Raw genomic sequence first — 19323 nt, forward strand, 5'->3', positions numbered from 1 at the left:
AAAGGGAGGCTGACTCTAACACTGGATAGCCTAACTACAAGTGTGGTCGCGGCTCAGAACGCGTCGGTGGTCCGCACGGTCATGACGTGCATCGTGCGCTCCCCGGCGAAGGCGTCGCGGCCGTGCAGGAAGCGGTAGTTGTCCAGCACGAGCAGCTCGCCCGCGTCGAGCCGGAAACGTGCGGCGCAGTCCTGTGCGGTGGCGAGCACGTCGGCGTAGTCGTCGAGGTGGGCGAGGTGGGCGTCCCAGCGCGGTGCGCGGGGGACGGGCATGGCGTAGTCGCTCGCACGGACGGCGCGCCGCCCGCGCCGGGTGTGCTCCACCAGGCCGCGCACCAGCGGCGTGAGCGGCACGGAGTGCGGGCGGGTGGTCCAGCCGCCGAAGAAGTCGACGTCGCAGGTGGTGAGGAACTCGTGCAGCTCGGGGCGGGCCGTGCGCATCGCCTCGACGAGGCCGTAGCCGTCGATGAGCACCGAGTCGCCGCCGCGTGCCGCGGGCCGGGTGCAGAGCATGAACAGGTAGTCCTCGTCGGGGTCGCGCAGCCGCACGGTGCGGCCGTGGACGTCGACGCTGACGGTGGCCCCGTCGCTGTGCAGGGTGAGGGTGTCGGCGTCGACGCCGTGCTGGATGCGGATGCCGAACAGCTCGCGCAGTCGGCCGCCGAGCAGCTGCGCGGCCGCGGTGACCAGCGCCTCCGGGTCGTCTCCGCGGCGGGACAGGATCACGGACCCGTCCCGGGCGAGCACCGCGCGCGCGTCGGCGTCGTCGACCCTGGCCGGGATCACGCCGAGCGGCGCGAGCAGCTCCTTCAGCTCGGGCGCTACGGTGCCGCGTCGGCGGCCCTGCTCGTCGGTGCTCGCCACGACGCCTCCGATGTGTTGTTGCCCATTATCTGCATATGCAGGCTAGTGGGTGTTGAGGGCCCGGCGGAAGACGTCGGGCTCGCCCCACCGCCGTTCCAGGGCCCGTCCGACCAGGGTGACGACGAGCGCGACGCCCACGATCGCGGCGGCCGGAGCCAGTACCAGCCCCGGCCGGAGGAACAGGTAGGGGCGGGCCTCGTCGAGCATCGCCCCCCACTCCGGGGTCGGCGGCTGCGGGCCGAGCCCGAGGAACGACAGGCCCGCGATCGTGAGCAGGGTCGAGGCGAACCGCAGGAAGGCGTGCGCGGTGAGCGGGCGGATCGCGTTGGGCAGGATGTGCCGGAACACGATGCGGCCGGGTCCGGCGCCCAGCGCGGTGGCGCTGCGGACGTAGTCGGTGCCCGCCTCCCGCACGGTCAGCCCCAGCGCGAGCCGGGCGAACGGCGTCCAGCCCGTGACGACGACGGCGACCAGCAGGGTCAGGGTGCCGGGGGAGAGCACGGCGGTGAGCACCAGCGCGAACACGATCGAGGGCACCGCGACGAGCACGTCGACGACGCGCGTGAGCGCCTGCGCGGCGATCCCGCCGCGGAACCCGGCCACCATGCCCAGACCGGTGCCGATCACCGCGCACACCGCGACCGCCACGACCGTGAAGCCGACCGACAGGCGGGTGCCTGCGGCGAGCCGGGCCGCCACGTCGCGGCCCAGGTGGTCGGTGCCCAGCGGGTGGGTCGGGGAGGGCGGGGCGAACCGGTTCGCCAGGTCGTTGCCCACCGCGTCGAACGGCAGCAGGCCCACTACGACCAGCACGATCACCAGCGCCCCCAGCGCCACCGCGGGCGCCCACCTCCTCACCGGACCGCGCGGCGGGAGAGCGGGTCCATCGCGAGCTGCACGAGCTCGGTGCCGATCGTCGCGAGGACCGCGATCGTGACGAGCACGAGCAGGCTGCCCTGCACCATGGGGAGGTCCTGGGCCAGGACGGCGTCGTAGAGCAGCCGGCCCAGCCCGGGTACGGCGAAGACGACCTCCACGACGACCGAACCCCCGAGCAGCCCCGCGAGGAAGGTGCCCGACAGTGCCGTCACCGACGTCAGCGACCGGCGCGCCGCGTGGATCCACAGCAGCCGCCGCTCGGACAGTCCACGGGCTCGCGCCGCGGTGATGTGCAGCGAGCCCAGCACGTCGGCGGTCTCGGCCCGGGTGAGCTGGGCGGCGAGTGCGGTGGGGAACAGCGCGAGCGTGACGACCGGCAGCACCGCGGCCGCCGGGTCGCCCCAGCCCGCGGCCGGCAGCAGGGGCAGCGCCACCGCGAACACCAGCACCAGCAGCGGGGCGAGGATGAACTCCGGCACCGCGGCGCCGAGCACCGACAGGGTCGTGACGACCCGGTCGACGGGGCGGCCGGGTCGGCGGGCCGCGGCGACGCCTGCGGGTATCCCGACCAGACCGGCCAGCAGCAGCGCGCCGATCGTGAGCAGCGCCGAGACCCCGAGCGCCGCGACGAGCTGCGGGGCGACGGCGGTGCGGGTGGAGAACGACAGCCCGAGGTCGCCGCGCACCACCGAGCCGAACCAGAGCAGGTACTGCTGCCACAGCGGGCCGTCGAGGCCCAGCTCCCGGGTCACCCGCTCCGTGACCGCCGGGTCGGGCACCGAGTCCGCGATGCGGGAGCGCAGCACCGTGCGGGTGGTGTCCAGGCCGGATGCGCGGGGGAGCAGGAACACCAGCACCGAGGCGGCCAGCAGGACCAGCGGCAGCGGGAGCAGCCGCCTGCCCAGCGTCCCCGACACCTCAGCCCGTTCGCGCCAGCTCCGAGGTGACCAGCACCCGCCCGGTCGGGTCGGGGACGAACCCCGTGACCCCCCTGGTGGCCGAGCTGTCCACGGTGTGGACCAGCGGCACGCCGACGGCCTCGGCCTCGAGCAGCTGCGCCGCCTGCGCGAACACGTCCTGGCGGGCGGCGACGTCGGTGACGTCGGCCAGTCCGGCGACCAGCGCGTCGAAGCCGGGCGAGCAGTACCGGTTGAGGTTGTAGGTTCCGGCGCAGCTGTAGTCGCTGCTCAGCACACCGGCCGCGTCGGGCAGGTCGGTGAGCAGGTTGCGGGAGAGCAGCATCATGTCGTATCGCCCGGCGAGCACCTCGGGCTCCTGCGCCGCGTAGTCGCCGATCTGGATCTCGGCCGTGACGCCCGCCTCGGCCAGCATGGCCTGCACCGCGGTCGCCAGCGTCGGCAGCTCCGGGCGGTTCGGGTAGGTCCACAGCCGCACGTCCAACGGGTTGTCCGGTCCGTACCCGGCCTGCGCGAGCAGGGTGGCGGCTCCGGCCGGATCGGCGGCGGGAGCGGGACCGGTGCCACCCCACGGCACGGCGGGGCCGAAGATCTCCGACGCGGGCAGCGCGGAGCCGGCGAGGGCCTGCTCGGCGAGTGCGGTGCGGTCGACGGCGAGTGCGACGGCCCGCCGGACGGTGACGTCGGCGAACGGTGGCGCGGCCTGGTTGAGATACACGCTCGCGGTGCGGGGTGTCGGGACGGTCTGCACCTGGACGTCCGGCGTGGCCTCCAGTTCCAGCACGGCGGGCTCCGGCAGGCCGAGCACGACGTCGACGTCACCGGCGCGGAACGCCAGTGCGCGGGCCGTCGGGTCCGGGAGGTAGCGCGCGGACACCGAGGCCACCTGGGCCCGCTCGCCCCAGTACTGGTCGAAGCGCTCCAGGGTGATGCCCTGCGTGGTGTCCGCGGCGGTGATCCGCAGCATGCCGGTGCCGGTGCCGACCACTGAGGGCGGCCCGTCGCCCGCGTACGCCGACGGCGCCAGGATCGCCGTGCCCGGCGCGCTCAATCGCAATGGCAGGATCGGGTCGGGGGTGCCGGTGCGCACCAGTACCGCGTCCCCGTCCGCCTCGGCGGTGATGCCCGCGGTCGCGATGGCGCGCGGGGGAGCGGCGACGCCGGTGACGTGGTCGAGCGCCCCGACCACGGCCTCGGCGGTGAGGGGCGACCCGTCGTGGAACGTCACACCCGGGCGCACGGTGAACCGCCACGTCGTGGGTTCGGTCTGTTCCCACCCGGTCGCCAGCCCGGGCTGCGGCTGACGGTCGGCGTCGAGGGACACGAGCGTCTCCGTGGCCGCGAGCTGGGTGAGGAGGAAGGCGTCGTCGGTGTCGATCGCCAGACCCGAGCGCGGCGGGAACTGCAGGCCGAACGTCACCGAGCCGTCCGTGGTGGCGGCTCCGGTGGACGGGGTGGCCGCGGTGCCGCACGCGGTCAGCACGCCGGTCAGGACGGCGAGCGCGCAGGCCCGGGCTCGGATCGATGCGGGGTGCACGTGGGCGCCTGCCTCTCACGGGGTGCTGCCGGTTGGGCGGTCGGCGGATTGTGTGGTCGCCGCAAGCGGCGTGTCAACGCTTGTGATACATCTCCTGCACCAGCTATCTAAGGGCTGTCGCACATATTCTTAAATGCGAATGAATGGTGATTATGGAACGGGACGACGTGCAGAAGCCCTCGCCGCGTCGACCCGCGCGGACCGCGTTCGGGGCGCTGCCCGGGGTGATGCGCCTGCTCGTGGGCACGCAGCTGGCCTTCAACGTCGGCTTCTACATGGTCGTTCCCTATCTCGCGGTGCACCTCGCGACCGACCTCGCCCTCGCCGGTGGTCTCGTGGGGCTCGTGCTGGGCCTGCGCACCTTCAGCCAGCAGGGGCTGTTCGTGGTCGGGGGGACCCTGGCCGACAGGTGGGGTGCGAAGCCGGTGATCCTGGCCGGATGCGCGCTGCGGGTGGCCGGCTTCCTGCTGCTCGGCGCGGCGACGTCGCTGCCCGGCGTGCTGGCCGGTGCCCTGCTGACCGGGTTCGCCGCGGCGCTGTTCTCCCCGGCCGTCGAGTCCGCGCTGGCCCGGGAGGCGGGCGAGCTGCCGCCCGCCGGGCCGACCCGCGCCGACGTCTTCGCGATGTTCGCCGTCAGCGGCCAGGTCGGCACGGTGGTCGGACCCCTCATCGGTGCCGCGCTGCTCCTCATCGACTTCGGGGTGGCCTGCGCCGTCGCCGCAGCGGCCTTCGTGCTGATCGGCCTGGCCCACCTCCGATGGCTCCCGCACCGCGCCGCGGCGCACGCCGGTGAGCCGGTGCTCGACGGCTGGGCCGAGGTGCTGCGCAACCGGCGCTTCCTCGTCTTCGCGGCCGGCTACTCGGGCTACCTGCTCTGCTACAACCAGCTCTACCTGGCGCTCCCGGTGGAGCTGGAGCGCGGCACCGGCGGGCAGGCCGCGCTGGGCTGGCTCTTCGCCCTCGCGGCGGTGATGGTGATCCTCGGGCAGGTGCGCACGACCCGGTGGGCGCGCCGACGCAGTGTCGAGCAGCCCCTCATGCTCGGATTCGGACTGATGTCGGCGGCCTTCCTGCTCGTCGCCGTCGCGCTGCCCGCATCCCCGGCCGGGGTCTGGCCGTCGATCGGGTTCGTCGTCCTGCTCACCGCGGGCCAGATGCTGGCCGGGCCCGTGGCCCAGGCGCTGGTGCCCGTGCTCGCCGCCGAGCGCAGGCTCGGGGCGTACTTCGGCGTGCTCGCCTCGGCCGGAGGGCTCGCCGTGCTCGTCGGCAGCACCGCCGTCGGGGCGTTGCTCGACGTCTCCGTCGCCCCGCCCGTGCTGGCGTGGCTGGTGCTGGCCGCGGTCCCGCTGGTCAGCGCGGTGGTGATCGGCGCGCTCGCCCGCCGCGGCGCGCTGCGCGGCTGAGCCCCGCGTCAGGCCGCGGCCCCGAACCACGCCGGCAGCCGGTCGAGCAGGTCTCGCTGGTCCTCCCCGACCCACACCACGTGGCCGTCGGGTCGCAGCAGCACCGCGGGCACGTCCAGCTCCTCGCTGGTGTCGACGACGTGGTCGACCCGGTCCGTCCAGCCCGCCACCGACAGCCGGCCGGTCTGGTCGAGCAGCAGCCCACGACCGTCGTGCATCAGGCGGTAGAGGCGCCCGCCCTCCAGGGCGATGTCCCGCAGCCGCCGCCCGAGCAGGGCGTGCCCCTCGCCGAGGTCGTAGCGGACCCCGATGGCGGTGACCTTCTCGATGAGGTGGCGGTTCACGTCCTCGTAGGTCAGCAGCTCCGCCAGCAGCGCGCGCACGGCCTGGGGCCCGGGCTCCGGGGCCATCAGCTGCATTTGCGCGCGGGTGTTGGACAGCACGTCCGCGGCCACCGGGCGCCGCTCGGTGTGGTAGCTGTCCAGCAGCCCCTCCGGCGCCCAGCCGTCGACCTCGGCGGCCAGCTTCCAGCCCAGGTTGAACGCGTCCTGGAGCCCCAGGTTGAGCCCCTGCCCACCGACCGGCGGGTGCACGTGCGCCGCGTCGCCCGCCAGCAGTACCCGACCCGACCGGTAGCGCTCGGCCAGGCGGGTGGCGTCGCCGAACCGGGACAGCCAGCGCGGCGAGTGCACGCCCAGGTCCGTGCCCGCCACGGCTCGCAGCTGTGCGGTGAACTCCTCGAAGGTCGGGGGGACGGTCCGGTCCCCGGCCACGTCCGCGGCGGGCACGACGACCCGGAACACCCCGTCGGCGACGGGCGGTCCGACGCCGAAGCGGAGCTGGGTCCGGCGCACCTCGGCGACGACGGCGGCCACCGTCTCGGGCGGGGCCGCCACCTCCATCTCACCGAGCAGCGTGTCGGCCGTGCTGGGCTCGCCGGGGAAGCCGACACCCAGCAGTCCGCGCACCGTGCTGCGGCCACCGTCGCAGCCGACGAGGTACCCGCAGCGCAGCCGCGTGCCGTCCGCCAGGTCGACGGTCACCCCGTCGGCGTCCTGGACCAGGCCGACCAGCTCGCAGCCGCGCCGGATCTCCACGCCGACCTCGACGGCGTGCTCGGTCAGCAGCCGGTCGGTGACGGTCTGCGGGATGCCCAGGACGTACGGGTGTGCGGTGTCGAGTCGCTCCGGCGACGGTGCGGGGATGGCGGCGAAGAACCCGCCGACCGGGTACCGCGTGCCGTGGGCGAGGAACCGCTCCAGCAGGCCGCGCTGGTCGAGCACCTCGATGCTGCGCGCGTGCAGGCCGAGGGAGCGGACGACCCTGGTCGGCACGGGCTCCCGTTCCAGCACAAGCACCTCTACGCCGTGCAGCCGCAGCTCGGCGGCCAGCATCACCCCGGTCGGCCCGCCGCCGACAACGATCACATCACTCACGAATCCCCCGTCTCACCACGGTGTTCCCGCAGGTCATGGCTTCGGCCGGGGAGCATGCGCCGCGACGGGGGGCTTGCCGCAAGACCCCTGGCGCGCTATAGGTTGGGGGAGCCGCCGGAGCCTGGCGGCGCAGGCCCGTCATCCGGGCCCGTCATCCGCGGCGCGGGCATCGTCGGCCCGGCGCGCATCGCACGGCCGCGCACTCGGCAGACCTCGCGGCCGCCGCCGCCCGATCGCCCGGGGTCGAGGTCGCCCACGGACGGGGACGTCGGGGACCGGGACCGCCCGGGACGTGGCGGCCGGGCACGGACCGCGACCCGGCCGGGGCCACCGGGCGCCCGCACCCGCCACGGGGCGTGATCACGCACTCATTGTCGAGGCCCATCAATGACCGTACATTTCGGAGGCGATGTTCCTGACATGGGGGAAGGGCGGGTGACGCGTGGCGCAGCTGCGGCATCGGGCCTGCTGATCGGCCTCGTGATCGGTGGGCTCGGCGGCGGTGGCGGCGTGCTGGCCGTCCCGCTCCTGGTCTACGTGCTGGGTCAGAGCGCGCAGGACGCGACCACGGGCAGCATCGTCATCGTCGGTGTGACAGCCCTTGCCGGGGTGCTGGCGCGCCTGCGGTGCGGGTCGGTGCACTGGCGGACCGGTCTCGGGCTCGCCGCCGCGGGCGTGCCCGCGGCAGCCCTGGGCTCCCTGCTCAACCAGCGTGTCGCCGAGCCGGTCCTGTTGCTGTCGTTCGCGGCGCTGACCGTGCTCGCCGCCGCGGCGATGATCGCGGACCTCGGCCCCGCGCCGGACGTCGACCCTCCCGCGCGGGGCGCCGTCGCGGTGCGGGCCCGCCCGTCGACCCGTGCGGTGGTCGGCTGCGGGCTGGTGATCGGCGTGCTGACCGGTTACCTCGGCGTCGGCGGCGGGTTCCTGCTCGTGCCCGCGCTGGCGATCGGGCTGCGGATGCCGATGAGGGCGGCGGTCGGCACGTCGCTGCTGGTCATCGTCGTCAACTCGGTGGCGGCGTTCACGGTGCGGACCGGGTCGGCGGCCGACCTGGACTGGGCCGTGCTCGTGCCGTTCACCCTCACCGCGGTGCTGGCGAGCTTCGCCGGACGGCGGTTGGCCGGCCGGATGTCCGGGGTCGCGCTCACCCGGACCTTCGCCGGGATGCTGCTGGCCGTGGGTGGGTTCGTCGCCGTCGAGAGCGTGGTCGCCCTCGCGTCGTGACGGTTCGCCGCCACGATCGGGTGGAGCGACCCCACGACGGTGTCCGGACGGCCCCGCCTCGGCTACAACGGGTGCTCCATCGTCGACGTCGGGGGACGGCAGCGCCATGAAGACCGCTTCGCACACCGGGCCGGCCCACTCCGCGGCCGGCGACCGCCCCGGCTGGGGTCCGACGCCGCGCTCCCGACGCTCCTACGTCGGGCGCCGCGACGGCCGGGTCATGACGGCTCTGCGCGGCCTCGCCTACGTGCTGACGTCGCTGGCGAGCGCGGTCTTCCTGGCGCTGGTCGTCTACGGCACGGTCCAGTTCGCCCAGCTCCGGGACGCCTTCGCGGTCCTCACCCCCTGACCGGCCCCGAACCGTGCCGGGCGCGACGACCGGCTCCCGGCGTGGTCAGGACGCCAGCATCTCGGCGATCACCGCGTCGATGGCGGCCGGGTCCTCGGGTCGCAGCCCGAACATGCCGAAGTGGCCCATCGGGGTCTCGATCGGCCGGTAGTGCCCGTTCGGAAGGAGCTCGGCGTCGGCCCGGCAGTCCTCCGGTGGGAAGAACAGGTCCTCGGAGAAGGGCACCACGAAGAACTGGGCGCTGATCTTCGCCAGCGCGGCGGCGAGGTCGCCGCCGGTGTGGGCGGAGATGTCGCCCGCGCGCCACTTGCGGCCCTGCGTCAGGAGGTTGTTCGGATCCATCGGCGCGAAGTATCCGCGGATGAAGCCCTGCCGGAAGTCGTCGGCGGAGGCGAAGCCGAGGCCGCGCCACAGCTCGTCGCGATAGAACGCGGCCGAGAGCCCCATCAGCGAGAACCCCACCGACATCCGCGCCAGGCCCAGGCGGACCTCCGAGGCGTCGTCGTAGAAGCCGTCGCGGAACGCCGGGTCCGAGGTCAGCAGCTCGGACCAGGTGTCGATGAAGATCTGGTTGTGCAGCGGCATGCGGGCGGTGCCGGCGAACGCGGCGGCGCGGGGCACCATGTCCGGGAACCGCACGGCCCACTCGTAGGTCTGCTGTGCGCCCATCGACCAGCCGAGCACGGCCTGCAACTGCTCGATGCCGAAGTGCTCGGTGACGAGCCGGTGCTGCGCGATCACGTCGTCGGCGATCGCGACGGGCGGGAACTGGCCGCGGTCGAACGGTGCGGGCGTGTTCGACGGGCTGGAGGAGAAGCCGCCGCCGAACTGGCCGGGCAGGATCACGAAGTGCGTTGCGGGGTCCAGCGGCCGGCCCGGGCCCACGTAGTTCTCCATGAACGCCGACGTGCCGGAGAACATGTGCGGCGCCAGCACGGCGTTGTCCCTGGCCGAGTTCAACGTCCCGAGCGTCTTGTAGCCCAGGCGCGCGCCGGGGATCGTGTACCCGGTGGTGAGCGAGAAGTTGCCCAGCTCGAAGAACTCGTGCTTCCCGTGGACCTCGTCGGTGTAGTGGCCGGACATGGAATCTCCCTCGGCGTCGGGGGCGACATGGTCGCGCAGGACATTACCGGGCGGCCAGGAGATGTGCTGCGCCCACGAGCGCACCGGCGTCGTGCCCGCGCACCGGCGCCGTGACGCCGGTGCGGTCATCACGACGCCGGTGCGGTCGGCGACGTCAGCGGGCGGGGTCCACCGCCACCGGCTCGCGGTGGGCCTCGTGGTGGTTGGCGTTGCGCGGGGTCGCGAGGACGGCCTTCGTCCGGTCGTCGAGCGCGGCGTCGGACAGCGCGCCGTTGCCCGCGAGCACGGTCTCCAGCGCCTCCAGCCAGTGCTCGTAGTACGACCAGGGCTCGACGCCGCCGTCGGCCTCCCACCTTTTGATCGAGTCGATCAGGGAGAGCTGGAACTCGCTCCACTCGTACTGGCCGTTGTGGTAGGCCGCCACGGCCATCGCGAACGCGCGGAGCTCCCACGGGTGGTCGAAGGACCGGTCGGCGTCGGAGCCGCCCGGGAGGTCGCACACCAGCGACTCCACCCGACGTCGTGCGTCGCCCAGCTCGGTGGCCGTCTGGCGGAACGCCATCAGGCCGCCTTGACCGGGCCGACGCCGATCATCGAGTCCCGGGTGACCAGTGCGGCGAGTGCCTTCTCGTCCATGCCCTCGGTGCCGGCCGGGCGCTGCGGGAGCACCCAGTAGCGCATCTCCGACGAGGAGTCCCACACGCGGACCTCGACCGAGTCGGGCACGTCGAAGCCGAAGTCCTCGCGCAGCACCTTGCGGGGCTCGCGGACGATCCGCGAGCGGAACTCCGGGCCCTTGTACCAGTTCGGGGGCAGCCCGAGCACCGGCCACGGGTAGCACGAGCACAGCGTGCAGGTGATGACGTTGTGCACGGTGTCGGTGTTCTCGACCGCGACCATGTCCTCGCCCTGCAGTCCACCGATGCCCAGCTCGGCGCACGCCTCGCTGGCGTTCGCGACCAGCCGCTTCTTGAACTCGGCGTCGGTCCACGCCTTGGCGACGACCGACGCACCCAGCTGCGGGCCGACCTCGTTCTCGTAGATCTCCACGAGGCGGTCGACCGCCGCCGTCGTCATGATGCCCTTCTCGATCATGATCGATTCCAGCGCCTTGACGCGGGCGGCGATCTCCTCGGGCGTGTAGATCTTCGCGCTGCTCATCAGGCTGCCTTCTCTGCGGTGGTGGCGGGGACGATGTAGGGCTCCCAGACGTCGAAGTACACGACGCCGTTGGGCTCGGCGGCCTCCGCGCCCCAGAGCTCGGTGTTGGTGAACTTGACCGTGTAGACGTGCTCGGGCGCGTCCGGCCCGCCGTTGCCCGCGCTGTCGGGGTAGATGAACGTGCCGTGCGCCAGGTCGATCACGCCGGTCTTGCCGCGGATGTAACGGGCCTTGCGGGTGTGGCCGTAGGGGCTGTCGTCGACGACGGTGACGGTGTCGCCGACGGCGAACTGCGCGACCTTGTCCGACGGCCGCGCCGCGGGGGCACCGGCCTTGACGACACCGTCGACGAAGGCCATCAGGTCGGGATCGTCGCGCTCGGGCATCGGCGCGTCGGGGTTCTCGAGGTAGTACTGCATGCGCTTGTCGATCTCGGCCTCGTCGAGGGTGCCCTTGGCGACGCCGTAGTGCTCGATCGCGTGTATCCAGTGCTCGTAGTAGGGCGAGAGCAGGTAGACGGCCGGATGCATCTTCTCGATGCCGTGGCGGAACGCGTCGATGCCGAAGAAGCCGGCCCGGAAGGTCATGGAGAACATGGCGAACGCCGCCTTCTCCCACTCCGCCCGGTACACCGGCTCGGACTCCGGTACCGGGACGGGACCGAGACCGTCGGTCCCTCCGAGGTCGTGCACGCCGTTCATGCCTGGCTCCCTGCGCTTGCGGTGGTCGGCGTCGGGAAGCCCCCGACCGCCTGCTCGAACGTGTTCGCGACGCGCAGCACCGTGGCGTCGTCGAACTGCCTGCCGATGATCATCATTCCGGTGGGAAGGCCGTTGACCTGGCCCGCGGGCACCGAGCAGGCCGGGTGGCCGGTGACGTCGGTGACGCAGGTGTTGGCGACCATCTCCAACGCGCGGGGGATGACCTCCTCGCGGGGGGCGCCGTCCGGCGGGATGGCGGTGGCCTGCATCGGCAGGGTCGGCATCACGAGCACGTCGTAGCGCGCGAGCGCCTCGTCGTAGGCCCGGCGCAGCTCGTAGGCGAGGTTCTGCGCCATCCCGTAGTGCTTGCCCTGGTGGGTGGTGAGCGCGTACTTCCCGGCCAGCAGCACGAGCTTGACGGTCTCGGAGAACTGGCTGCCGTCGCCGCGCCACTGGTTGCCGTAGTGCTCCATGACCTCCGGGTCGTAGAGGCCCTTCCAGTTCAGGCCGTAGCCGTTGAGGTCGACCATCTGCGAGGCCGGGCCCTCGACGGCGATGACGTCCCAGATCCGCGCACCGTGGGAGTGCCAGGGGATCGAGACGTTCTCGGCGCTCAGCCCGGCCCCGACGAGCGTGTCGACGGCCGCGCGCACCGCGTCGTCGACGCCCTGTTCGGAGTTGGCGTGCCCGAATCCCTCGGACACCACGCCGATGCGCAGCCCCTCGGCGCCGCGGGCGATCGCGGCCACGTAGTCGTCGGGGACCAGGTCCCGCGGCTGGCGCGGGTCGAGCCCGTCCGGGCCGGCGATCACGGTGAGCACCAGCGCCGCGTCGGCGACGGTGCGGGTGATCGGGCCGACGTGGTCGATCGTCTGCTCGATCGGGAACGCGCCGGTGTAGGGCACCAGTCCCCAGGTCGGCTTGTGCCCGACGGTGCCGGTGTAGGCGCTCGGGATGCGCACCGAGCCGCCCTGGTCGCCGCCGGTGGAGACGTCGACGATACCGGCCATGACCAGCGCCGCGCTGCCGCTCGACGAGCCGCCCGCGGACCGCGTCTCGTCCCAGGGGTTGCGGACCGGCCCGGTGCGGGAGGTGTGCGAGCCGCCGGAGAAGCAGAGGTCCTCGCAGACCGACTTCCCGGCGACGGTGGCGCCCGCGGCGAGCATGCGGGTGACGACGGTGGCGTCGCGCAGCGGGGTGTAGCCCTCGATCGTCTTCGAGCCGTTCATCATCGGCACGCCCGCGACGGCAGTGTTGTCCTTGACGGCCACGGTCTTCCCGGCCAGCGGGCCCTCCCCGCTGCCGGTCACCTCGCACGTCACGTACCAGGCGTTGTACGGGTTGTCCGCGGGCTCGGGGCGGGACCAGGACCGCTCGGGCATCGATGGGACGGAGGCGGCGTAGAGCTCCTCCACGGCGTCCCAGGACGCGAGCAGCCCGTGCACCATGGGCGAGAATGAGGCGATGTCGGCGTCGTCGAGACCGAGGCCGTAGTGCGAGGCGACCGCTTTCAGGTCGTCGGGATCAGGGGGGCGTACGGGCATGGGCTCTCTACCTCCGGCAACCGGTGAGAGCGCGACGCTAGTGACGCCTATCAACACATGTCAATAGATAGTGGCGCGTCGGCCGTGGGCTTAACCGGACGGACTCACGGCGAAACCGCCCGCCAGCGCCTCGGCGACGAACAGGTCCTGGCCGACGGTCTCCGAGCCCGTCACGGTGACCAGCCCGCGCGGGAACTGCGAGCGGCACGACCGCAGCTCCCTGGCGATGGTCCGCGGCTCGTCCTCGCCGGCCCGCCGGGCCGCGTCCGCGTAGAGGTGCACCGCCTCGTAGGCCGACTCCGCGATGCTCGACACCGGCGGCGCGAACCGGCCGTAGAGGTCGCGGTAGCGGCGCAGGAACGAGGCGTTGGCGGTGCCGTCGAGCTGCTCGAAGTAGCCGGACACTCCCCACATCCCGGCCGACGCCGGGTCGCCGATCCGTTCGCGGGTGGGCTCGTCGAGGGCGAGGGCCAGGGTGCGGCAGCGCTCGCGCACCCCCATCGCGTGGCACTGGCGCTCGAACGCGACCAGGTCGGCCCCGACGAACGAGGACAGCACGACATCGGCGCCCGAGGCCCCGATCCGCTCGATCAGCGGGGTGAAGTCGCGGGTGCCCAGCGCGGCGAACCCCTCGCCCACGATCGACGCCCGGCGCTCGGCCAGCACGGGTCGCGCGATCGCGTGCACGACCTGCGGCCACACGTAGTCATTGCCGGCGAGGAACCAGCGGTGCCCGCCCGCCGCCCGCATCAGCGGCGTGACGGCGGCGCGCAGCTGGTCACCGGGCCGCTCCCCGAGCTGCACGCACAGCTCGCCGCCCAGCCCGCCCTCGTTCATCAGGGTCTGCACCAGCAGGACCCCGGCGGTGCTCAGCTCGGCCGAGATGCGCGCGAACGTGGCCGAGGTGGTGGTGGCGAGGACCGTGCGGCAGCCGGCCCGCACCAGCCGCCACGCCTCGGTGGCGCCGGTCGCGGGGTCGGTGCCGTCGTCGCCGAAGACCAGGCGCAGCGGCCGCCCGCGAATGCCGCCGTCGGCGTTGACCTCGTCGACGGCCATCGTCATCAGGTTCTCGGTGGCTGCGGCGAACACGCTGCCCGACCCCGACTTGCTGGTGAGCAGCCCGACGAGGTGCTCGCCGGAGTGCGGGCGCTCGGGCACCGGGACGCCGCGGCGGCGCATCAGCCAGGTCAGCCCGGTGTCGTCGAGGTCGGCGACGACCCGGACGCGGGTGCCGGCGCCGTCGTCGTCGAACAGCACGCGCAACCGGCCCCGCCAGGGCTGGTCCAGCCGTATCTCGATCCGGCCCGGCCGGGACCGGCGCGGAGGGCGCACCGCGCTGATCCGGCCGAGCACCGCGACCTGCTCCCCGCCGAGCGGCGCCTGCATCGTGACGACGGCCCCGACCGCGACCCGGTCGCAGACCGCGTCGAACAGCCATCCCGCCCCGGTCTCCGAACCGAACAGGGCGAAGACCGCGCCGGGCGGTGCCTCGATGCTCGTCTGCGCGTGCAGGACGAGGCCGCCCATCACATGGCGCCCATCACATGACTCTGCGGTCCGTACCGGACGTGGCCTCCGCGGCGACCTTCGCCGCGTCGAGCGAGGACTGGAACAGCCCCTGCAGCAGGCGGATGACCTCCTGCGCCGGGCCCGTGGGATCCACCGAGTACAGCCGGAACCGCCCCGACCGTCGCTCGGCGATCAGGCCCGCGGTGTGCAGCACGCGCAGGTGGCTCGACACCGCCGTGCGGCCCACGCGGGAGATCGCGGCCGAGAGCTCGCCCGCGCTGCACTCGTCGCGCGCGGCGAGGATCGCGAGGATCTCGCGCCGCACCGGATCGGCGAGCGCGTCGAACGCGAGATCAGGGGCCACGCAGGCAGATTAACCCACGCTCCCGGCTGTGCAGCTCGCCGCAGCCGTCGCACACGCCCCGTGCTCGCGCAGATGCTGCACCGTGTGCGAGAGCGTGGACCGTGTGCGACAGCGGGGTTGCGTCAGCGTTCCAGGAGGAGGAAGGGGGTGCCCTGGTCGTCCGTGCAGCTCGCCATCCGGCCGAACCGGGCCGTCACCGGCTCGTCCGTCGTGCCGCCCGCCGCCCGCGCCGCCGTGGTCGCCGCCGCGAGGTCCGGCACCGCGAACGTCGGCACCACCGTGGGTACGGCGTGACCACCGTCCAGCCCGGTGCGGGGGCGGGTGCGCTCGCCGTCGACGGTGCCGTTCCAGAAGCCGGTGCGGAACTCGTTCGGCGCGAACCCCCAGCCGAGCACGGTGCCGTAGAAGGCGCGGGCGCGGGTGGCGTCGGGCAGCCGCAGCTCGGCGTACTCCGGCACGGTCACCGCCGGCCCCGGGCCCTGGAACACCGCGAACGCGAGGCCCTGGTCGTCGACGCAGTCGGCGACCCGCCCGCCGTGGTCGTCGACGGGCTCGGTCGCGGTACCGCCCGCGGCGCGCACGACCGTGACGGCGGCGTCGACGTCGGCGACGGCGTAGCCGCAGAACAGGCCGCTGCGCTGCGGGTCGGCCGCGATGCCGAGCCGGCCCAGGTCACCGAGCACGGCGCCGTAGAACGCGCGGGCCCGGTCGGCGTCCGGGGTCCACAGCGAGGCGTAGACGACGTCGCCCGGCCGCGCCGCCGCCGTGTCGCGGGAGACCATCCAGCGGTGCCCGGACGGGTCGAGCACGACGCCGCCCCGGCCGTGGGGCGAGTCGGTGACGGGCCGCTCCAGGGTGGCGCCCGCGGCGACCGCCCGGGCGACGACGGCGTCCGGGTCGGCCACCTCCAGCCGCAGTGACTGGCTCACCCCGCCGCGGGTGGCCGGCGCGGCCAGCCCCATCTCGGGGAACTCGTCGGCCAGCATGAGGACGCTGTCGCCGAGCGCCACCTCGACGTGCCCGGTGCGCCCGTCGGGCATGACGATCGGCTCGCCGCGCCGGGTGGCGCCGAACGCGGTGACGTAGAAGTCGACGGCGGCGACGGCGTCGGTCACCGCGAGGTAGGGGGTCAGCGCGCGGATGCGCGCGGTCGTGCGAGGTGGTGCGAGCGTGGTGGTCACGGTGTTCTCCCTCGGGTCGAGCAGGGCGCGCTCCAGGCGGGCGCGCAGGGCGGCGGCGAAGCCCGGGTCGGGATCGACGGGCGTGCTCGGGGCGCTCAGGGCGTCGAGGGGGTCGGTCATCGTCGGCCTCCCTCCGTCGAGCGGGCGGTGTAGGTGCGGCGGAACGCGGATCGGGCTCGGGTGAGCAGGGCCTCGGTCGCGTGGACGGTGCGGCCCATGCAGCGGGCGACCTCGGGCACCGGGAGCCCGTCGAGGTAGCGCAGGGTGAGGACGGCACGGTGGGTGCCGGTCTGGGCGTCGAGGACGTCGCGCGCGAGCAGGGCGTCGAGGTGGGCGTCCCACGGGTCGTCGGCCGGGTCGGGCTCGCCGACCGACCGCAGCCCCCGCTCCTCGCGCTCGGCCGCGCGCCAGTGGTCGACGAGCTTGTGCCGCGCGATCCCGATCAGCCAGCCGGTGCTCATCGCGGGCGGCGGATGTCGACGGCACGCGGCCGCCGCGGCCAGGAACGTCTCCGACGTCAGGTCCTCGGCGAGCACCCGGCGCCCGCAGCGGGCGAGCAGGTAGCCGTACACCTGCGGCAGCGCGGCGTCGTAGAGATCGAGCAGCGCGGGACCCGGCTCGGGCCGGATGTGCTCGCTGTTCACGTCCCTCCGTCGCGTGGTGGACCCGCGTTCCGTCGCCGGTTCACCCGGATGGCCGCAGGTTCACCGCCCGCGGTGCGAGCACGACACCAGGTGTGGGCGCCGAACCGTGGAACGGACCCGGGCGGCCGGGCGCGCGTAGTGATCGGCGTTTCGGAACGGGCAGCGGTGCGTGGCCCGCCTTGATCGGCACTTCGGAACCAGGAGGCGCGAACATCGCGCCTCGCGGTTCCCAAAAGATGATCATGGTCGGCTCGAATCCCGCGGGACCAGCCGGTGCGCGCGAGCGGTACCCGGCACACACGCACCCGGTGTGGCCCCGACGCCGATCATGAGCTCGCGAGGAAGCCGGTGAACTCGGCCAGCCACCGCTCGCGGGCGTCGAAGTGGGGGCCGTGCCCGGACCCTTCGAAGATCGACGTGCGGACGCGCCCGCCGGCCTGCTCGTAGCGCTCGAGCAGCGCGGCGATCTGGCCGACCATCGGCTGGGGCGGGTAGACCTCGGCTCCCGGCCAGCCCGGGATCGCGCCCGCCGCGCCGAGGGTACCCATCTCCAGCGCGGAGCCGTCGGCGACGACGAGGTCGCCCGCGCCGTGCGTCCACAGCACCGGGGGCTTGGGGTCGACGTCGACCAGCCCGGTCCAGTCGCAGTACTTCGGCGACAGGGCGTTGAGGATCCCGGTGACGCCCGGGGCCGTCCCCGGCCAGTTGTCCGACGGGGTGGAGTCGCCGGGGTAGTTGGCGTCACCGGTGACGGTCTTGAGGATCTCCGCGACCAGCATGTCCTCGCGCTCGGGCGGCTCGCGGTGGCTCGGGGCGAAGTAGAACGCGTTCATCACGTTGCGGATGGAGAACGGGCTCTCGTCGCTCGCGTCGCCCGCGGCCAGGCGCCGCACGAGTTCGGGGTTCGCGCCGCCGCCCCCGGAACCGGCGAAGTCCGGGTAGCAGGGCGTGCCGTCGGCGTGGGTGCCGCCGTAGCCGTGCGGGGAGACCGGGTCGACGAACGTCAGCGACGCCACGGGCCGGGCCATCGCGTAGCGCGCGATCGCCGCGCCCGCCGTCGACCATCCGACGAGGTGCACCGGGTCGGTGATCCCCAGGGCCCGCACCAGCGCGTGCAGGTCGTCGGCCCAGTCGTCGAGGCCGCGGGTGGCGTCGAGCGGAGCGTTCTCGGAGTCCCCGAAACCGCGCATGTCGGGGGCGATCACCCGGTAGGCGGGCAGCTCCGGCATCAGGTGCTCGTAGAAGCGGCCGGTCGACAGGTTCCCGTGCACCATGACGATCACCGGTGCCCCGGACGGCCCGGACTCCAGGTAGTGCATCCGGATCCGGTCGGTGTCGACGTCGCGCGAGTGGACGCCGGGCAGGAGTTCCATGCCGCGGATGCTGTCGAGGCGGCGAGCCGGGGTCAAGGCCCACGGGCGTCGCGACCGGATGCGACACCGCGGTGACGGGTGTCGTCGCTAGTGTGGAGCGATGACGGAGCGGATGGGTGTGGCGGTGCACGGCGGCACGCTGGCCACGGCGGTGCGGGCGGCGCAGCGGGCGCAGGAACGGGGATTCGAGTCGGTCTGGACCACCGAGTTCTACGACCGCTCCGCCACCGTGTCGCTGGCGGCGATGGCGGTGGCCACCTCGACGATCACGCTGGGCAGCGGCATCGCCTACGCCGTGGGCCGCAGCCCGCTGGTGCTCGCGGCCGAGGCCCGCGACCTCGCCGAGCTCTCCGGCGACCGCCTGATCCTGGGGCTGGGCACCGGCACCCGCACCATGCAGCGCGACTGGCACGGCATCGACGGTGCCTCGCCCGCCCCGCGGATGGAGGAGACGGTGCCGTTGCTGCGCCGGATCTGGGGGATGGACGCCGCCGGCGTGCAGCACGAGGGCCGCTTCCACCGCATGGCGCTGCAGCCCACCGCCGAGGTGGCCCCGCGCGCGCCGATCCCGGTCTACCTGGCCGGGTTCAACGCGCGGATGGTGCAGGCGGCGGGAGCCGTCGCGGACGGGCTCGTCGGGCACCCGATCTTCACCCGCCGCTACGTCACCGAGGTCGTGCGGCCCGCGCTGGCGGCAGGCGCCGCCCGCACCGGTCGTGACCCGCAGGTCCCGATCGCCGGGTACGTGATCACCAGCGTGGCGCAGGACGGCGAGCGGGCCCGGCGCGACGCCGCCGCGCAGATCGCGTTCTACACCGTCGTCCGGACCTACTCGCCGCTGGTGGAGCTGGAGGGCTTCGCCGCCGAGGTCGCCCGGATCCGCGACGCGTGGAAGGCCCGCGACCACGCCGGGATGATCGACGCGGTGAGCCCGGCGATGCTGGAGCGGATGGCCGTGGCGGGCACCCCGGACGAGGCCCGCGACCAGCTCCCGGCCTTCCACGGCCTCTACGATCGCCTGCTCTGCTACATCCCCAGCTACGGGCTGGCGGCCGGGGAGATCGCCGACCGGGTGGACGCCGCGCTCGACACGTTCGGGGCCTGACCGGGACGAACCGGTGACTTTCCGGCAACGGCCGAGTTGGGGTTGGCTCT

Annotated in this window: 19 protein-coding genes; 4 read left to right on the plus strand and 15 right to left on the minus strand. The window is 73.7% G+C overall.

Going from position 1 to position 19323, the window contains the following annotated elements; all coding sequences use genetic code 11:
- Positions 1-53: 53 nt before the first annotated feature.
- The 4 genes from Q1K26_RS04315 to Q1K26_RS04330 are packed head-to-tail and all read right to left on the minus strand — an operon-like array spanning position 54 to position 4196.
- The gene (locus Q1K26_RS04315) at positions 54-863 is read right to left on the minus strand and encodes a TauD/TfdA family dioxygenase (RefSeq protein WP_300007842.1); all 810 of its coding nucleotides are present in this window, start codon (positions 861-863) and stop codon (positions 54-56) included.
- Positions 864-905: 42 nt separating this feature from the next.
- On the minus strand, positions 906-1721 hold the full coding sequence (locus Q1K26_RS04320; protein ID WP_300007843.1) for an ABC transporter permease: 816 nt from the start codon (positions 1719-1721) through the stop codon (positions 906-908).
- Positions 1718-2659, minus strand: a complete 942-nt coding sequence (locus tag Q1K26_RS04325; RefSeq protein ID WP_300007844.1) for an ABC transporter permease — start codon at positions 2657-2659, stop codon at positions 1718-1720. Before Q1K26_RS04325 ends, Q1K26_RS04320 begins: the two co-directional genes overlap by 4 nt.
- 1 nt (position 2660) lies before the next feature.
- On the minus strand, positions 2661-4196 hold the full coding sequence (locus Q1K26_RS04330) for an ABC transporter substrate-binding protein (RefSeq protein ID WP_300007845.1): 1536 nt from the start codon (positions 4194-4196) through the stop codon (positions 2661-2663).
- Between the two features lie 152 nt (positions 4197-4348).
- Here Q1K26_RS04330 and Q1K26_RS04335 point away from each other — a divergent pair, with 152 nt between their 5' ends.
- Positions 4349-5599, plus strand: coding sequence for an MFS transporter (locus Q1K26_RS04335; protein ID WP_300007846.1), 1251 nt, complete (start codon positions 4349-4351; stop codon positions 5597-5599).
- An 8-nt stretch (positions 5600-5607) separates the two neighbouring features.
- Here Q1K26_RS04335 and rox read toward each other — a convergent pair whose 3' ends face one another.
- Positions 5608-7035: a rifampin monooxygenase gene (gene rox / locus Q1K26_RS04340; protein WP_300007847.1), complete on the minus strand. Its 1428-nt coding sequence runs from the start codon at positions 7033-7035 to the stop codon at positions 5608-5610.
- A gap of 435 nt (positions 7036-7470) precedes the next feature.
- Between rox and Q1K26_RS04345 the strand changes: the two genes are divergently transcribed.
- Positions 7471-8259, plus strand: coding sequence for a sulfite exporter TauE/SafE family protein (locus tag Q1K26_RS04345; RefSeq protein WP_300007848.1), 789 nt, complete (start codon positions 7471-7473; stop codon positions 8257-8259).
- 106 nt (positions 8260-8365) lie between these two features.
- Positions 8366-8608: a hypothetical protein gene (locus tag Q1K26_RS04350; protein ID WP_300007849.1), complete on the plus strand. Its 243-nt coding sequence runs from the start codon at positions 8366-8368 to the stop codon at positions 8606-8608.
- A 45-nt stretch (positions 8609-8653) separates the two neighbouring features.
- Here the strand turns inward: Q1K26_RS04350 and Q1K26_RS04355 are convergent, their stop codons facing one another.
- The 10 genes from Q1K26_RS04355 to Q1K26_RS04400 form a co-directional block, all read right to left on the minus strand.
- Positions 8654-9691: an alpha/beta fold hydrolase gene (locus tag Q1K26_RS04355; protein WP_300007850.1), complete on the minus strand. Its 1038-nt coding sequence runs from the start codon at positions 9689-9691 to the stop codon at positions 8654-8656.
- Between the two features lie 154 nt (positions 9692-9845).
- The gene (locus Q1K26_RS04360) at positions 9846-10253 is read right to left on the minus strand and encodes a nitrile hydratase accessory protein (RefSeq protein ID WP_300007851.1); all 408 of its coding nucleotides are present in this window, start codon (positions 10251-10253) and stop codon (positions 9846-9848) included.
- Positions 10253-10852, minus strand: coding sequence for a nitrile hydratase subunit alpha (gene nthA / locus Q1K26_RS04365; protein ID WP_300007852.1), 600 nt, complete (start codon positions 10850-10852; stop codon positions 10253-10255). The genes Q1K26_RS04360 and nthA overlap by 1 nt, the downstream gene beginning before the upstream one ends.
- Positions 10852-11553 (minus strand): nitrile hydratase subunit beta, encoded by a 702-nt coding sequence (gene nthB, locus Q1K26_RS04370; protein ID WP_300007853.1) that lies wholly within the window; start codon positions 11551-11553, stop codon positions 10852-10854. Before nthB ends, nthA begins: the two co-directional genes overlap by 1 nt.
- Complete coding sequence (locus tag Q1K26_RS04375; RefSeq protein WP_300007854.1) at positions 11550-13097, minus strand: amidase; 1548 nt, start codon at positions 13095-13097, stop codon at positions 11550-11552. The genes nthB and Q1K26_RS04375 overlap by 4 nt, the downstream gene beginning before the upstream one ends.
- A 90-nt stretch (positions 13098-13187) precedes the next feature.
- The gene (locus Q1K26_RS04380) at positions 13188-14624 is read right to left on the minus strand and encodes a substrate-binding protein (RefSeq protein ID WP_300007855.1); all 1437 of its coding nucleotides are present in this window, start codon (positions 14622-14624) and stop codon (positions 13188-13190) included.
- A gap of 13 nt (positions 14625-14637) precedes the next feature.
- Positions 14638-14970 carry a metalloregulator ArsR/SmtB family transcription factor gene (locus tag Q1K26_RS04385; protein ID WP_300007856.1) on the minus strand — a complete coding sequence of 111 codons (333 nt, stop codon included), beginning with the start codon at positions 14968-14970 and terminating at the stop codon, positions 14638-14640.
- 122 nt (positions 14971-15092) lie between these two features.
- On the minus strand, positions 15093-16271 hold the full coding sequence (locus tag Q1K26_RS04390; RefSeq protein ID WP_363320420.1) for a VOC family protein: 1179 nt from the start codon (positions 16269-16271) through the stop codon (positions 15093-15095).
- Entirely contained in the window at positions 16268-16795 is a 528-nt protein-coding gene (locus Q1K26_RS04395; protein ID WP_300007857.1) for a sigma-70 family RNA polymerase sigma factor, read from the minus strand. Before Q1K26_RS04395 ends, Q1K26_RS04390 begins: the two co-directional genes overlap by 4 nt.
- A 326-nt stretch (positions 16796-17121) precedes the next feature.
- The gene (locus Q1K26_RS04400) at positions 17122-18168 is read right to left on the minus strand and encodes an alpha/beta hydrolase (RefSeq protein ID WP_300007858.1); all 1047 of its coding nucleotides are present in this window, start codon (positions 18166-18168) and stop codon (positions 17122-17124) included.
- A 100-nt stretch (positions 18169-18268) separates the two neighbouring features.
- Here Q1K26_RS04400 and Q1K26_RS04405 point away from each other — a divergent pair, with 100 nt between their 5' ends.
- Positions 18269-19273, plus strand: coding sequence for an LLM class flavin-dependent oxidoreductase (locus Q1K26_RS04405; protein WP_300007859.1), 1005 nt, complete (start codon positions 18269-18271; stop codon positions 19271-19273).
- The last annotated feature ends 50 nt before the right edge of the window (positions 19274-19323 follow it).

This window comes from Pseudonocardia sp. (genome assembly GCF_029263155.1).
Classification (GTDB): domain Bacteria; phylum Actinomycetota; class Actinomycetes; order Mycobacteriales; family Pseudonocardiaceae; genus Pseudonocardia.